This window comes from Klebsiella sp. CN_Kp104, assembly GCF_040064515.1.
Classification (GTDB): Bacteria; Pseudomonadota; Gammaproteobacteria; order Enterobacterales; family Enterobacteriaceae; genus Klebsiella; species Klebsiella aerogenes.
This window is the reverse complement of the sequence record NZ_JBEAII010000028.1, coordinates 222,182-236,527: the sequence shown is the minus strand read 5'-3', so window position 1 is coordinate 236,527 and position 14,346 is coordinate 222,182. Positions and strand designations below refer to the sequence as shown.

Sequence of the window (14,346 nt, the reverse complement as noted above, 5' to 3'; positions counted from 1 at the left end):
ATTGTGGCGATGTGCCATCATCCCGTTAACTGTAGAAGTGTTGCTCAATGAAAATTACTATTTCTGGTACAGGCTATGTTGGTTTATCGAATGGTGTTCTGATTGCCCAGAATCATGAAGTGGTCGCGCTGGATATCATTCAGACCAAAGTAGATATGCTCAACCAAAAAATATCACCCATAGCAGATAATGAGATCCAACAATATTTAACGGAAAAAAAACTTAATTTTCGTGCTACGACAGACAAGTATGACGCTTACCGTAACGCAGACTACGTTATAATCGCCACGCCGACTGATTATGATCCTAAGACAAATTACTTCAATACTTCTTCTGTCGAGGCGGTAATCAAGGATGTTACAGAGATCAATCCGAATGCTGTCATGATCATAAAATCAACAGTCCCAGTTGGTTTTACTCGTGATATAAAAGAACGTCTTGATATTGATAATGTTATCTTTTCGCCGGAGTTTCTCCGCGAGGGACGAGCGTTGTACGATAATTTGTATCCTTCACGTATTGTTATTGGTGAGCGTTCAGCAAGAGCTGAGCGTTTCGCGGAGCTGTTAAAAGAAGGGGCAATTAAAAAAGATATTCCGCTTCTTTTTACTGATTCAACCGAAGCCGAAGCTATAAAGCTCTTTGCTAATACTTATTTAGCACTACGTGTCGCCTATTTTAATGAGTTGGACAGCTACGCTGAAAGTCAGGGATTAAACAGTAAACAAATTATCGAAGGAGTATGTCTGGATCCTCGTATTGGTAATCATTACAATAATCCATCTTTTGGCTATGGAGGCTATTGTTTACCGAAAGATACGAAACAGTTGTTAGCAAATTATGCATCAGTGCCAAATAATATTATTTCTGCGATCGTTGATGCAAATCGAACCCGAAAAGATTTTATCGCTGACTCCATATTGGCTAAGAAACCAAAAGTAGTTGGTGTATATCGTTTGATTATGAAAAGCGGTTCAGATAATTTTCGGGCATCATCTATTCAAGGGATAATGAAAAGAATAAAGGCAAAGGGGATACCTGTAATCATTTACGAGCCAGTGATGAAGGAAGATGAGTTTTTTAACTCTCGTGTTATTCGTGATTTAGAGGAGTTTAAAAAAGAATCAGATGTGATTATCTCTAACCGTATGGCTGAAGAGTTGACGGATGTGAAGGATAAAGTATACACACGAGATCTATTTGGTAGTGATTAAAATTCAATGATGGCAGGTGTTTTTTTATGAAATGCCTGCCATTATAGTACCTTCGCACGTCCTGGCTCCTTTGTCATATATGTCCTACGAAAATATAATTTATTTTAAATTATTTCTTTTTTGTAAACATTGATTTTAATTTTTTTCTGTCTCTTATATATGAGAACAAGGACAATATAGCGATCGCGAGTATTATGGCAGTTAAAACTAAGAAAAATAAATTTTCCATAACAGCTACCAAATTTAATGTGATGAAATTAGTTTAGTCACTTTGACGTCCCTTAATGAAGGGGGCATGTAGAAATAAACATATCTTTTTTTTAGGGAAATTCCCACAAAATTTATTGTGCAGTTTAATAAAAAAAATTAAATGCTATTGTTGGAGCTGATTAGATAATATTTATGCTTTGTATCCTGACAGAAGCATGTAAAAGACTATCGGTATGGCTCGTAGAAGAATAAAGTCGCTCTTATTGCGAGATTGTACTGTTGCACCACAATCTGTCGATTGCGGTGCGACCAAGTTAGCAAAACTAACAACCGGTATAGTATTCTTTATACCACTCCACAAAGTTCTTCACGCCTTGTTTGACCGTAGTTTGCGGTCTGAAACCAACAAGGTCATACAGCGGCTGCGTTTCAGCGCTTGTCTCCAGTACATCGCCAGGCTGCATCGGCATCATGTTTTTCTTCGCTTCCATCCCCATAGCTTCTTCAAGGGCAGTGATGTAGTCCATTAGTTCAACGGGTGAGCTATTGCCAATATTATATACCCGATACGGCGCGGAACTGGCTGCTGGCGAACCGGCTTCAACCGTCCAGTTTGGGTCCGGCTGTGGAATGACATCCTGAATACGCACGATGGCTTCAACGATGTCATCAATATAGGTGAAGTCTCGTTTCATTTTTCCGTAGTTGTAAACGTCGATGCTTTGACCTTCGAGCATGGCTTTCGTAAATTTAAATAATGCCATATCCGGACGTCCCCAGGGGCCATAGACGGTAAAGAAGCGTAGTCCGGTTGTTGGAATGCCATACAGGTGCGCATAAGTATGTGCCATCAGTTCATTGGCTTTTTTAGTCGCTGCGTAAAGTGATACCGGGTGATCCACTGAATCATCGGTTGAGAACGGCATCTTACGGTTTAATCCATAAACCGAACTGGATGAGGCATAGACCAAATGCTTAACCTTAGTATGGCGACAACCTTCCAGAATATTAAGAAACCCCATCAGGTTTGCATCCGCATAGGCATGGGGATTTTCTAGTGAATAGCGAACTCCCGCTTGTGCGGCAAGGTGAACAACGCGATCAAACTTTTCAGTAGAAAAAAGTTTCGCCATACCTTCCCGGTCGGCAACATCCAGCTTGACAAAGCTGAACAAAGGTGAGTCCAGAAGGTCCAGACGCGCTTGCTTAAGGTTAACATCATAGTAGTCATTTATATTGTCGATACCGACAACGGTATGACCAGCTTCAAGAAGGCGTTGACAAACATGGAAACCAATGAAGCCCGCGGCTCCAGTAACTAAAAATTTCATTTTATCCTCCAGGAACGTTATGCCCCACTATTTATAGCTGCTTATTTTACACAGGGTGGGTGTATGGATCACCATGTTTACTGGTTGCTCAGGAAATGGCTGGGAAGAAAACGTGTAAAGTGAAAACTTTGGTCAGGTGACCCACCCACGCTTTATATGAGAGTGAAAACTATTATCATCGTGATTTGGGGGATTTAGCTGTCGTCGGATGTTTAAATAGCGGTGAACAAACCGGTGATAAGCATCTCCTGGGCCTGTAAATACTGCTTTTCCTCTTTTATTCTCATAGGCCGGGAGTATACTATGCTGCTGTTTTATTCATATGGTATTTGCTTAAGAAGCTTACATTGCAACTTTCTGATTCTATTACCATAATAGGTCGGTATGCAACTGACGGTGACGCATCATTCCCATGGACCAACATAAGTGAAGCTTCTCACCATAACTGATCGTTCTGTGGCTTGAAATGAGACAAACCTGATGGAATGTGGATTCTAAAACATAGAGAGTATCCGGTTTCGAAGCGGGTCAAAAGCTCTCCTTGAGACAGGGATGCAATGAACTTCTGTTACAGCATTTTGTATGCAACGCTATGAAGTTTATGATGTTTTATCAAATGCTAAGCTAGTTCTGCGCGTTTTGGTTGCGATAGCCAATGGCGGTAGCGTGTCTCCAGTTGGTCGACTAGATGGCTATAGCAGTTCATGATGAGAACTCCAATGCTTTGTAGCCAAATAGTTTACTCCGTAACATACCTAAAGTGAGGTATATAGTATAACTGGATATTGAACTGCAAATGGCTAGCGAGATATGCAATTATTCTTAGAGGTGGTAGGTGAAACTATGATTGCTTGGTCAATTTCAAAATAATGAGTGCAAATAATGAAGTTTAATTTAGGATATTTATTTGATCTACTTGTTGTAATTACTAATAAAGATTTAAAAGTGCGTTATAAAAGTAGCATTTTTGGTTATTTATGGTCTATTGCAAACCCTTTGTTATTTGCGATGATTTACTATTTTATTTTTAAAATGGTAATGAGGGTTCAAATCCCCAATTATACAGTTTTTCTTATCACTGGCCTGTTCCCATGGCAATGGTTTGCAAGTTCAGCAACAAACTCATTGTACTCTTTTATATCCAATGCACAGATTATTAAGAAAACGGTGTTCCCGCGCTCGGTTATCCCATTAAGTAATGTGATGATGGAGGGTTTGCATTTCTTATGTACAATTCCTGTAATCGCCGCTTTTCTTTATATTTACGGAATGTCGCCATCCCTCAGTTGGGTCTGGGGGATCCCGGTGCTGGCGATCGGACAAATTGTACTTACATTTGGATTTGCACTTATTTTCTCTACACTAAATTTGTTTTTCCGGGATCTTGAGCGCTTTGTTGCTTTGGGGATAATGTTAATGTTTTATTGTACTCCGATACTCTATAATTCTGACATGATCCCGCAGCAATTTACCTGGATTATTGATTATAATCCACTGGCAAGCATGATTATGGCCTGGCGGGACCTGCTTATGAATGGCAATCTGGATTACATGCATATCACTTATCTATACTCGTCTGGTATTGTCGTTTTGCTGGTAGGGGTATGGGTCTTTAATAAATTGAAATACCGATTTGCAGAGATTTTGTGATGACAGTCGCTATTGAGTTTTGCAATGTTACTAAAGAATATCCCCTATATCATCATATTGGCTCTGGCATTAAAGATTTGTTTTTTCATCCGCGTCGGGCCTTAAATTTACTAAAAGGGCGAAAGTATCTGGCGATAGAAAATGTCTCATTCACAGTTAGCAAAGGTGAGTCTGTTGCATTGATTGGCCGGAATGGGGCAGGTAAAAGTACGACCCTTGGTCTCGTTGCTGGCGTGTTAAAGCCAAGCAAGGGCGAGGTGAAAGTTGTTGGCCGAGTGGCTTCAATGCTTGAGTTAGGGGGCGGTTTTCATCCTGAACTTACTGGACGTGAAAACATCAAATTAAATGCCACGTTGTTAGGATTGCGAAGAGCAGAAGTTAACAAGCGGCTCGAGAAAATTATCGAGTTCTCAGAGTTAGGTGAGTTTATTGATGAGCCTATCCGCGTCTATTCAAGTGGTATGCTGGCAAAACTGGGTTTTTCTGTTATAAGCCAGGTTGATCCCGATGTATTGATCATCGATGAAGTTCTCGCGGTAGGAGATATTGCATTTCAGCGTAAGTGTATTGAAACAATTAATGAATTCCGAAAACGTGGGGTAACTATTCTGTTTGTTAGCCACAGCATGAAAGATGTTATGCAGATTTGCGATAAAGTTGTGTGGGTAGAAAATCACCGGTTGAAAGCTATTGGTGAAGCAAGCTCAATTGTTGATGAATATGTAGCCTCGATGGCTTGATGGAAAAAATAATGCAGAAGAATGTACTTATTGTCGGCGCAGGATTTTCGGGCGCGGTTATTGGTCGCTTATTGGCTGAGTCAGGCCATAAGGTAACCATCATTGATAGCCGGCCACATGTCGCTGGTAATTGCTATAGTGAGCGGGATAATGAAACCGGTGTTATGGTTCATACATATGGCCCACATATTTTCCACACTGACAATGCTGAGGTCTGGGAGTATATTAATCAATACACGGAAATGATGCCTTATGTGAACCGTGTTAAGACAACGGTCAATGGACAAGTTTTTTCCCTGCCAATCAATTTGCACACAATTAATCAATTCTTCCACACCACTTGTTCTCCCGAGGAAGCGCGTAAATTGATTGATGAGAAAAGTGACAAAACAATTGAAGAACCTGCAACATTTGAAGAGCAGGCGTTGCGTTTTGTTGGCAAAGAATTATATGAAGCCTTTTTTAAAGGTTACACCATCAAACAGTGGGGAATGTCGCCGTCGGAGCTACCGGCTTCAATACTTAAGCGTTTACCTGTGCGCTTTAATTATGATGATAACTATTTTAATCATAAATATCAGGGGATGCCAAAGGATGGCTATACGGTGATCGTAGATAGAATATTAGATCACGAGAACATTTCGGTAGCGCTAAATACATTGTTTAATGAAGACTCTCGTGGCGATTATGATCATGTCTTTTACAGTGGCGCTTTAGATGGCTTTTATAACTATGATTTGGGGCGTTTGGGTTACCGTACGTTGGATTTCGAAGCATTCCGCACGGAAGGTGATTATCAGGGGTGTGCAGTAATGAATTATGGCGAGCAAAAAGTGCCTTATACCCGTATCACCGAGCATAAATACTTTGCTCCATGGGAAAGCCATGAGAAATCTATCTGCTACCGCGAGTTCAGTCGCTCATGTGAACCAGAAGATATTCCATACTACCCCATCCGTCAGGTAGGGGAAATGGCGATGCTACAAAATTATCTCGATCGTGCTGAAAAAGAGACTAACATTACCTTTGTCGGCCGGTTGGGAACATACCGCTATCTTGATATGGACGTAACAATTGCCGAAGCTCTTGAAACTGGCCGCATCTACCTTAAGTCGCTAGAGCAGAACACAGTGATGCCTGTATTTACGGTTAAAGTCAGATGAATATTGCTGCTCTAATCGTCACTTATAATCGGTTAGACAAATTAAAAACAACTATTGAGGCAACCCTGGCGTTGCCTTTTCAATATATAGTTGTTGTTAACAACGCATCAACCGATGATACTCAATCTTATCTTCATAGCTTATCCGATGAACGGTTAAAAATTTTACATCGGGAAGTGAACAGTGGCGGTGCTGGCGGGTTTAAATATGGTGCACGCTGGATAACAGAAAATATCCATACTGATTGGGTTCTTTTTTATGATGATGATGCTTATCCTAAACCTGATTTCAATGTAGCGTTTCAGACGCTTGATATATCGGTTGACAACGTCTATGTTTGCTCAGTTGTCGATACATCAGGTCAATTTTGTAAAATGAATATTCCCTGGAAGAAAATTCCCAATGGTTTGTTGGAGAATATAGCTTACAGGGGTAATCCAGGACGCTTTCTTCCCAATAATAGTCAACAAGAGCGCGTGGTAAGTGTTTCATTTGTTGGAATGTTGATTAGTCAAAAAAAGCTTAAAGAAGTAATCTCATATATATATGATGAGCTTTTTATTTATTTTGATGATGTTTATTTTGGTCATCATCTTATCCTTCAACAAACTCCTATAATATATATACCAAAATTGTGTGTTATCCATGATATTGATACTGCTCATAAACCGATTTCACCATGGAAACTATATTATTTAAGTAGAAACCTTATCTGGTCACGAAAGATATTCAAAACCAACACGCCTTTTACCATGTTTGATATTTGTTTGCGGTTATTGAAGTATATATTCACCGCGTTGAGGCATGAAAAGCGGAATGAATGTATGATTAATGTCTATAATGGAATCAAGGACGGTTTCTGGAAGCCAAAAGGTAGAGGTGCATAATCCGCTATGAAAAAGAAGTTATGCTATTTCGTAAACTCTGCCTGGTATTTTGAGCTTCATTGGCTTGAAAGAGGAATCGCAGCAATAGATAGTGGCTATGATGTGTATGTTGTTGCAAATTTTTTAGATGATGCAATTTCAGATAGGCTATCTGCTTTAGGTTTTCGTTGTATCAATAGTGAAATTAATGAGAAAAGTATAAATCCATTTTCATTTATTAAAGGAGTTGCTAAGGCTTTTAAAATATTGAAAGCGATTAACCCTGACATCCTCCATTGTATTACGATCAAGCCCGGCATTATAAGTTGTCTATGGGCAAAATACCACAAAACTAAGCTAGTATACAGTTTTGTGGGGTTAGGCAGGGTGTTTGAAAGTGAACAGCTAGTTTTTAAAATATTACGCTGGCTGGTGCTAAAACTGTATCGATATCTTTTCTCCAATGTTGACTGTAAAATCATATTTGAGCATCGGGAAGATAAAAGGAAAATTCTGTCTCTTCTGGACATCAAAGAAGATAAAGCAAAGGTCATTGACGGTGCTGGCGTTAACACCAGTTATTTTGCTTACAAAGAGGAACCTGAAGAAACTCATGGGGTAGTACTATTTGCCAGCCGAATGTTACATAGTAAAGGCTTACTTGACCTCATTAAAGCGAAAAGGATTTTAAAGTTAGAAGGGATAGATTGCACTATTCAGGTTGCGGGGATAATTGTCGAAAATGACGAGGATAGAATTACTTTAGGACAGATAGAGAAATGGCATGACAGCGGAGATATTGTCTGGTTAGGTACTCGCGATGATATTAAAGAATTAATTGCCGGTTCCAATATTGTTGTTCTTCCTTCTATATATCCCGAAGGTGTGCCACGAATTCTCCTTGAGGCTGGTGCTGTGGGGAGGGCTTGTGTTGTATATGATAATGGTGGATGTAATTCTCTGATTAAAGATGGCTATAATGGCTATATCGTTGAGCGTAAAAACGTCAAAGAACTCGCCGCCAGAATTAAAATGTTGATAAGTTCTGATACTGCCAGGAAAGAAATGGGTATCAATGCACGTGAGATCATTGTTAATCATTACACATCAGAAATCGTTATTGACAAAACATTGCAAGTATATGAAGAACTTTTCCAGCGCTGAGAAATTATTATGCGGTTAGGTATATGAATAATAACATTGCATTGCAGTCATCAGTATTTCCTGAAAAACACCACCGTGATATTAGCGCTCTGTATTTTTTGTCTGATAACGTATCAGGATGTTATCCTGATACTGATTCCATCAAGGTTTTGAAAAATAAAGAAATTTGTTTCGATACTTTTTATAACTCATTTGATCTTTATAAATGGTCTAAATACACTACAGTTAAACAGTTAGGTTTTAAAATTGACGTCGCTGGTCGAGGTATTGCCTCTATTTATTTAAAAGTAGATGGTGTTCTAACGACGATATTTCAAAACGAAATCGATGGTCCATTCACAATAGAAAATTTACAAATAAGTGAATGGAGTGTTGGTCGTCTTTATTTTCAATGGTCGGCAATTGATGATAGTGAAATAAGAAATTTTGCTTTTACTACATCTGGCGAAGTAGCTGATTTTGGTAAACTAGCGATTGTCATCACTACTTATAATCGTCAAGCAGCATTATTATCGACGTTATCAAGATTTGAGCGAGCATTCTTTAGCGATAGTGTTTACCAGTCAAAATTTAATGTGTATGTTGTTGACAATGGTTGTAATCTGGACCTTGAGCCCAGACCAAATGTTACCTATATAAAAAATAAAAATATGGGAGGGGCTGGTGGTTTTACGCGTGGATTATTTGAAGTAAAGAATACAAATAATGAGACTTATTGTATTTTTATGGATGATGATGCATCCTGTGAAATTGAAAGTATTAAAAGAGCTTATTGGTTCATGTGTTTTTCGAAGAGTGAAAAACAGATGATTGCAGGTAGTATGCTATATGAGGATAAGCCTAAGGTTGTTTATGAAGCAGGCGCTCTTTATCCTTATAAGCAAATTCGGATGCTGCCGTTAAAAAATGGCATTGATGTATCGACACCAGGCGGTCTTGATTTGTTCAATCAAGAGGATAATCGAGCCACTTATGCCGCCTGGTGGTTCTGCGCTTTTAAGGTTTCCGCTGCAAAATATTATGCTTTTCCATTCTTTGTTCGGGGGGATGATATCCTGTTTGGTGTAATGCATGGTTACCCAATCATCACTCTTAACGGTGTCGCATCATGGCAGATGAATTTTAACCAAAAATATAGTGCACTGGTCGAGTATTTAAGCGTCAGGGGACTGTTGGTACCTTCATTTGTTTATCCATCGGCAAAGAAAAGAAGACAGATTGCCTTCTGGGTATTAGCAAAGGTTCTTTTGCTATGTTTCTCGTACCGATATTCTTCAGCACAGGCAGTTATCGAGGCGTATCTCGACGTATTACAAGGAGCTGATTTTTGGCAAAACGATCCTGACGCTGTAATAGCGCGTAACCGGATTAATGAACTGTCGAAAGACGAACGTCCGAAAGACGTCCCATTTGGTAAAATAGTGAGAACAACTAATCGCTATGGGCCTGAGTCGAAATGGATGAAGATAATTAGATTAGTTCTTCTTAACGGTCATTTGATTCCTGGATTTATAATCAAAGGGAATATTGTACGAATTCCGAATACTGAAATTCATCCGACAAAACAGGTTTTCTTGAATACTGAAGTTTACTATGAAACCACCGAAGGTCATTTTATCGTACTGAAACAAGATAAGTTGCGCTGTACTAAATTGATATTTAAAACGTTGTGGGCCATTAGTAAAGGTTTTTTTGTCTACAATGCTGTAGCAAGAGAGTATGGTAAAAAGATCTCATATTTTACATCTGAAAAATTTTGGAAGAAATACTTTATTTAAATATTGATGAATTAAGACTTGCTCTTACTGTTGATATAGATACAGTAAGCTATTACTCTATCCGTTAGTGTTTAAGATTCCAGCCTTTTAAGAAAAATAAGACATGTTGAATTGGCCAGCTTATGCAGTCTGGCCTGAAGTTAAATATCTTCTACAAGAGACAGTAATGAGCGACATGATAGTTTGTGATACTCGACAATTGAAGGTTATTCCAAAATTGTCCATCGTTGTACCGGTCTATAATACCTCTGGATTTGTGGAAAAGACTTTATCCTCGTTTGATAAAAATGGTAACAACCACATAGAAATTATAATTGTCAATGATGGAAGTACTGACAATAGTGTTGAAGTTGTGCAGAAATGGCTTGATGGCTATAAAGGTAACGCACTCTTCATATCCCAGGAAAATCGTGGATTGTCGGAGGCCAGAAATACAGCCTTGCGCTATGCGCGAGGGCAATACATCTCTTTCTGTGATAGTGATGACTGGTTAAACGAAAAGGCAGTTCTTGATTCTTTGGCTTTTGCTGAATCAGCCGATCTTGATATTGTATTATATCGCTCATATGTTTATGATAACCAAACTAAAGATTCTTATCCATTCTATGATGCAGCGACTTGGGATCATATTTTAGGAGGGGAGCTTAAGAAGACGGTAAATATTGCATCACATCCGCAAATTCTTAGTCTTGAGCCGAATACTAATAACCGAATTCTTAAGAAAGATTTTTTTGATAAATATATAACTATCTTCCCGGTGGGAATCCATTTCGAAGATCTTACTCCGCATATTGTTAGTCTGGTTAATGCTACAAAGATTGGTATGATAGATACCGTCGGTTATTTTTACAGGGTTAATCGCGAAGGTAAAATCACTGATCAAAAAAGTGAAAAGCGCTTCGATATTATTAAGACAGCTAAAGAATTATTGCAAAAGCCTGAAGTGGCAGCACTTAATGGTTATCAACAATATTGTGTGATGTCACTAGTTTTTAAAATGATTTTCTGGTGCGGACGTTATACGACCCTGAGTGACAGGCGACGCTACTTCCTGCAGGGGGTAGAGTTGTTTTCTGCTGCGAATTCACAAATTCGTTCCCGCTTAAAAACGTCTTTATCTTTTGCTGCGCGTAACAGAGAGTTTATTCTTATGCTGGCATTTTTCAACGGAGCAACGGATTTTCTCACTGAGTACAGCACCGGTAAGCAGACTCTATCAACAAAAATTAAATTGTTGAAGGCTATTTCTACTGCAAACATTGATGTCAATAAATTGATCTTCAAAAAAGCTTTGCGTTTTGCAAAAAACAAGTTCGGAAAACGGGTAGTGGGTTAACAAAATGATCAATAGAACACAATTGAATGCATATTTAAATAAACTACCTTCAGCAATTAGCCATGATGAGTTAGCACAACATAAGCATATCATTGAGCGCAGTTTTTTTGGTGTAGATTTGTTTTCCTGTGAAAGCGACGTTTTGGCCTTTGTGGGGACTTATACTGGACTTGAAATTCTTGTCGCATTTTATAACTGCAAGCCGCGTGCAATAATTGTCATTGAAACTAACGCTAGCAAGTTTAAGCGTATTCAGGATTTATTAAATAAAAATCCTGAACTGAAAGAACGTGTCTATCTTTTTGATAATTTTTCTAATTCAGAAATTAATGAATTGATTGGTGAGCGTCACGTTAGTGTTCGTATTTCTCTGCCGGCATTTAGCCGCACTGCGCTAGAATACGTGACAGCACAGTGGAAACTTGACCATATTTGTGGCGAATTTAATCAGTATGATATTGATCCATTGATTGTGTATCGTCAATGTGCGCGTGCTGCAAATACTTTTTTCTGGCGTATCCAGGATCAGCACCAACCCCTTACAGGCAGTCGACAGAAGTATGAATATGAAGTCTCTGTCGTCGTTCCTGCATACAATATCAGCGCTTATATCGACCAGTGCATTGAGTCATTGGCAAATCAGTCTATTGAAAGTTTAGAGATTTTAGTCGTCGATGATGGTACACCGGATGATTCTGGTGAGAAGGCTGACGCCTGGGCTGCGAGATACCCTGGTAGAGTGAAAGTTATCCATAAAGCCAATGGTGGGTGCGCGACGGCACGAAATGCCGGCGTTAGCCAGGCCAAAGGGCAATATATTGGTTTTGTTGACGGCGATGATTGGTGCGATCTTCAGATGTATGAAGATTTGTTCCGTGCCGCGGTGATGAAAAATGCTGACATTTCGCAGTGTGGCTATAAAGAAGCTTATGAGACTGGTGAAATAGTCAAATTCCCACTGGACATCAATCTCAGCCGTCTGGATTTACTACGCGAACGCCCAACAATGTGGCGTCGTATTTACTCTGCCGAAATGCTAAAAAATAAAGGAATTTCTTTCCCTGAGCATATTCGCCGGTTTGATGACCTACCTTTCCAGTTCGAGACTTTTTTAAACGCCAGGATTATTGCTAATATACCTTTTGATTATTACTATTATCGTCAAGGGCGCTTAGGTCAGGATATTTCTGTGCGAGATGACCGACTTTATGTTCATTTCCCTATTTTTGATTGGATCTACAGTCGTAACTCAGATACGTTCAACTATGATGAAGAACGTAAATTATTTGAGTTAGAACTCGATGTCCACTTCTGGGCCTGGAGTGTCATTGATGAGAAATTCAAGGATGAATATTTTAAACAGGTCCTGGCGCAAATTTTTGTATCTAAGAAGATTTTGTCTAAATTTGATATGCTGGTAATAGCCAAAAATAAAGGAAGAGAAAGATTTATGTTTTATTTAAAGCTACTAAAAGCTAAAACATTCTAACTCTTCTATTTTGTTAAAAGCCGCGAAAGATTTCTTTCGCGGCTTTTTTTTATAATACGCTGGCTCTCATATTCAGCTTATCGCCAACTAAAGATGCAATTTTGGTTGAAGGTTTATCAACAAATGTATAGCCACACCATGAGATAAACACACAACATAATAAACTGACTAGTGTGCTTATTATACTAGCAAATTGGTTATTAATACCTGCATCATGTAAATTGACAAATAATGCCGTTCCAATACTCATGATGATAGGGATATGAAATACATATAAGGAAAATGAGATCTTACCCAGAAAAGTAAATACAGGCCTGGACAGATAACTTGAAAGTTTTGATGATGTATTCACTATTAATAATAAAAGTATTGCTGCTATTGAATGACAGAATGTGGCTAAACCTTCTTTACTAAAACCTGTGAGCTCATTTAAGAAATTAATCTCTATTGTCCACGGATTTTCTGTTGCAAGAACAACTGTTAATATACTAGCCGGAAGAATATAGTTATTTGCAAGTTTAATGTTATACACTAAAATAGTACCGCCAATGATAAATAGTATCAAATAGCAGCCAAGTGTCGGTTCAATTAGATAGATAAGTATTGCTGATATAATGATGTGGGCACCATTTTTTTTGACAAAAAATAATGCGGCATAGAGATACAGAAAGAGTGATCCCATTAACTCTATTTTAATTGTCCAGAGTGGTCCATTATAGGATGTATCGCCTATGTAAGCAGAATACAGACCATTGTATATGGCACCAGTTAGTGTGAGTTCTGATTGATAGTTAGATTTTAACCACTCGTGTCCACCTACGATCGCCGCCATTTCGACATTATGGAAGCCAATCGTATTTTGTAAAAAAACAGCCAGAATGACTGAAGCGAGTACCAGTGGGGTAAGTCTAAAATATCTTTTTATAAAACTTTCTTTAAGATAAGAAAGGTCGTTTTGCCGCTTATAAAAGCCAATGAGCAACACATAACCACTCATTACGAAAAATAGACAAACTGAGAAGTTCCCATCCAAAATTCTTCGATATATCTGCCACCATACTGAGTATTGTGAATATAATCCATTTGGCGATAGCAGCACTCCCATAAATACATCCATATGGTAAAGCACGACGACAAGCGACGCGACTCCGCGGAGTCCGTCAAGATGTTTATAATGTTGCAAGTGAGACCCCGTAGCCTGTTTAGCTTTATTTTTGTTGTGTTCCATAACCAACGCGTCAAGAAGGAGAACCTGACGGTATTTGTTTATATTACCACACGAATGTTAACTGGTGGTTATTTTTTTGTTGTTGTGATCGGTTTCACGATAGTGGATTTAACATTAAATTTGCTTAAGTATGTGAAATTAAGCCTGGAGTGCGGCTCCCATCTTGCTGAATTAATT

General features: G+C 38.7%; 12 protein-coding genes. 9 read left to right on the top strand and 3 right to left on the bottom strand.

Annotated features, from left to right (window positions below; genetic code table 11):
* Nucleotides 1–47 precede the first annotated feature (47 nt).
* Entirely contained in the window at nucleotides 48–1,214 is a 1,167-nt protein-coding gene (ugd, locus tag ABLU80_RS14715; protein ID WP_101706087.1) for a UDP-glucose 6-dehydrogenase, read from the top strand.
* A 109-nt stretch (nucleotides 1,215–1,323) separates the two neighbouring features.
* Here the strand turns inward: ugd and ABLU80_RS14710 are convergent, their stop codons facing one another.
* Complete coding sequence (locus ABLU80_RS14710; protein ID WP_142368453.1) at nucleotides 1,324–1,443, bottom strand: small membrane protein; 120 nt, start codon at nucleotides 1,441–1,443, stop codon at nucleotides 1,324–1,326.
* Nucleotides 1,444–1,747: 304 nt separating this feature from the next.
* Nucleotides 1,748–2,755: an NAD-dependent epimerase gene (locus ABLU80_RS14705; RefSeq protein ID WP_101706086.1), complete on the bottom strand. Its 1,008-nt coding sequence runs from the start codon at nucleotides 2,753–2,755 to the stop codon at nucleotides 1,748–1,750.
* A gap of 882 nt (nucleotides 2,756–3,637) precedes the next feature.
* On the opposite strand from ABLU80_RS14705, the gene ABLU80_RS14700 reads away from it, so the two are divergent.
* The 8 genes from ABLU80_RS14700 to ABLU80_RS14665 all read left to right on the top strand — a co-directional run bounded on the left by ABLU80_RS14700 (nucleotide 3,638) and on the right by ABLU80_RS14665 (nucleotide 12,941).
* A complete protein-coding gene (locus ABLU80_RS14700) occupies nucleotides 3,638–4,405 on the top strand; it encodes an ABC transporter permease (protein WP_045412931.1) in 768 nt (255 codons plus the stop codon).
* Complete coding sequence (locus ABLU80_RS14695) at nucleotides 4,405–5,145, top strand: ABC transporter ATP-binding protein (protein ID WP_045412934.1); 741 nt, start codon at nucleotides 4,405–4,407, stop codon at nucleotides 5,143–5,145. Before ABLU80_RS14700 ends, ABLU80_RS14695 begins: the two co-directional genes overlap by 1 nt.
* A gap of 8 nt (nucleotides 5,146–5,153) precedes the next feature.
* Nucleotides 5,154–6,308: a UDP-galactopyranose mutase gene (gene glf / locus ABLU80_RS14690; protein WP_045412992.1), complete on the top strand. Its 1,155-nt coding sequence runs from the start codon at nucleotides 5,154–5,156 to the stop codon at nucleotides 6,306–6,308.
* Nucleotides 6,305–7,195, top strand: a complete 891-nt coding sequence (locus ABLU80_RS14685; RefSeq protein WP_045412936.1) for a glycosyltransferase — start codon at nucleotides 6,305–6,307, stop codon at nucleotides 7,193–7,195. Before glf ends, ABLU80_RS14685 begins: the two co-directional genes overlap by 4 nt.
* Before the next feature lie 6 nt (nucleotides 7,196–7,201).
* Entirely contained in the window at nucleotides 7,202–8,338 is a 1,137-nt protein-coding gene (locus tag ABLU80_RS14680) for a glycosyltransferase family 4 protein (RefSeq protein ID WP_045412939.1), read from the top strand.
* A gap of 23 nt (nucleotides 8,339–8,361) precedes the next feature.
* Nucleotides 8,362–10,116 carry a glycosyltransferase gene (locus ABLU80_RS14675; protein WP_081423509.1) on the top strand — a complete coding sequence of 585 codons (1,755 nt, stop codon included), beginning with the start codon at nucleotides 8,362–8,364 and terminating at the stop codon, nucleotides 10,114–10,116.
* Between the two features lie 166 nt (nucleotides 10,117–10,282).
* Nucleotides 10,283–11,452: a glycosyltransferase family 2 protein gene (locus ABLU80_RS14670; RefSeq protein ID WP_157844059.1), complete on the top strand. Its 1,170-nt coding sequence runs from the start codon at nucleotides 10,283–10,285 to the stop codon at nucleotides 11,450–11,452.
* 4 nt (nucleotides 11,453–11,456) lie between these two features.
* Nucleotides 11,457–12,941: a glycosyltransferase gene (locus tag ABLU80_RS14665; RefSeq protein WP_052765841.1), complete on the top strand. Its 1,485-nt coding sequence runs from the start codon at nucleotides 11,457–11,459 to the stop codon at nucleotides 12,939–12,941.
* Nucleotides 12,942–12,990: 49 nt separating this feature from the next.
* Here the strand turns inward: ABLU80_RS14665 and ABLU80_RS14660 are convergent, their stop codons facing one another.
* Complete coding sequence (locus ABLU80_RS14660) at nucleotides 12,991–14,169, bottom strand: acyltransferase (protein ID WP_074167424.1); 1,179 nt, start codon at nucleotides 14,167–14,169, stop codon at nucleotides 12,991–12,993.
* Between the last annotated feature and the right edge of the window lie 177 nt (nucleotides 14,170–14,346).

What these genes read in the sequence shown, in the direction of transcription:
- ABLU80_RS14680 (WP_045412939.1), top strand. Translation starts at nt 7,202, where the DNA reads ATGAAAAAGAAGTTATGCTATTTCGTAAACTCTGCCTGGTATTTTGAG.
- ABLU80_RS14685 (WP_045412936.1), top strand. Translation starts at nt 6,305, where the DNA reads ATGAATATTGCTGCTCTAATCGTCACTTATAATCGGTTAGACAAATTA.
- ABLU80_RS14675 (WP_081423509.1), top strand. Translation starts at nt 8,362, where the DNA reads ATGAATAATAACATTGCATTGCAGTCATCAGTATTTCCTGAAAAACAC.
- ABLU80_RS14710 (WP_142368453.1), bottom strand. Translation starts at nt 1,443, where the DNA reads ATGGAAAATTTATTTTTCTTAGTTTTAACTGCCATAATACTCGCGATC.
- ABLU80_RS14700 (WP_045412931.1), top strand. Translation starts at nt 3,638, where the DNA reads ATGAAGTTTAATTTAGGATATTTATTTGATCTACTTGTTGTAATTACT.
- ugd (WP_101706087.1), top strand. Translation starts at nt 48, where the DNA reads ATGAAAATTACTATTTCTGGTACAGGCTATGTTGGTTTATCGAATGGT.
- ABLU80_RS14705 (WP_101706086.1), bottom strand. Translation starts at nt 2,755, where the DNA reads ATGAAATTTTTAGTTACTGGAGCCGCGGGCTTCATTGGTTTCCATGTT.
- ABLU80_RS14670 (WP_157844059.1), top strand. Translation starts at nt 10,283, where the DNA reads ATGAGCGACATGATAGTTTGTGATACTCGACAATTGAAGGTTATTCCA.
- ABLU80_RS14665 (WP_052765841.1), top strand. Translation starts at nt 11,457, where the DNA reads ATGATCAATAGAACACAATTGAATGCATATTTAAATAAACTACCTTCA.
- ABLU80_RS14660 (WP_074167424.1), bottom strand. Translation starts at nt 14,169, where the DNA reads ATGGAACACAACAAAAATAAAGCTAAACAGGCTACGGGGTCTCACTTG.
- ABLU80_RS14695 (WP_045412934.1), top strand. Translation starts at nt 4,405, where the DNA reads ATGACAGTCGCTATTGAGTTTTGCAATGTTACTAAAGAATATCCCCTA.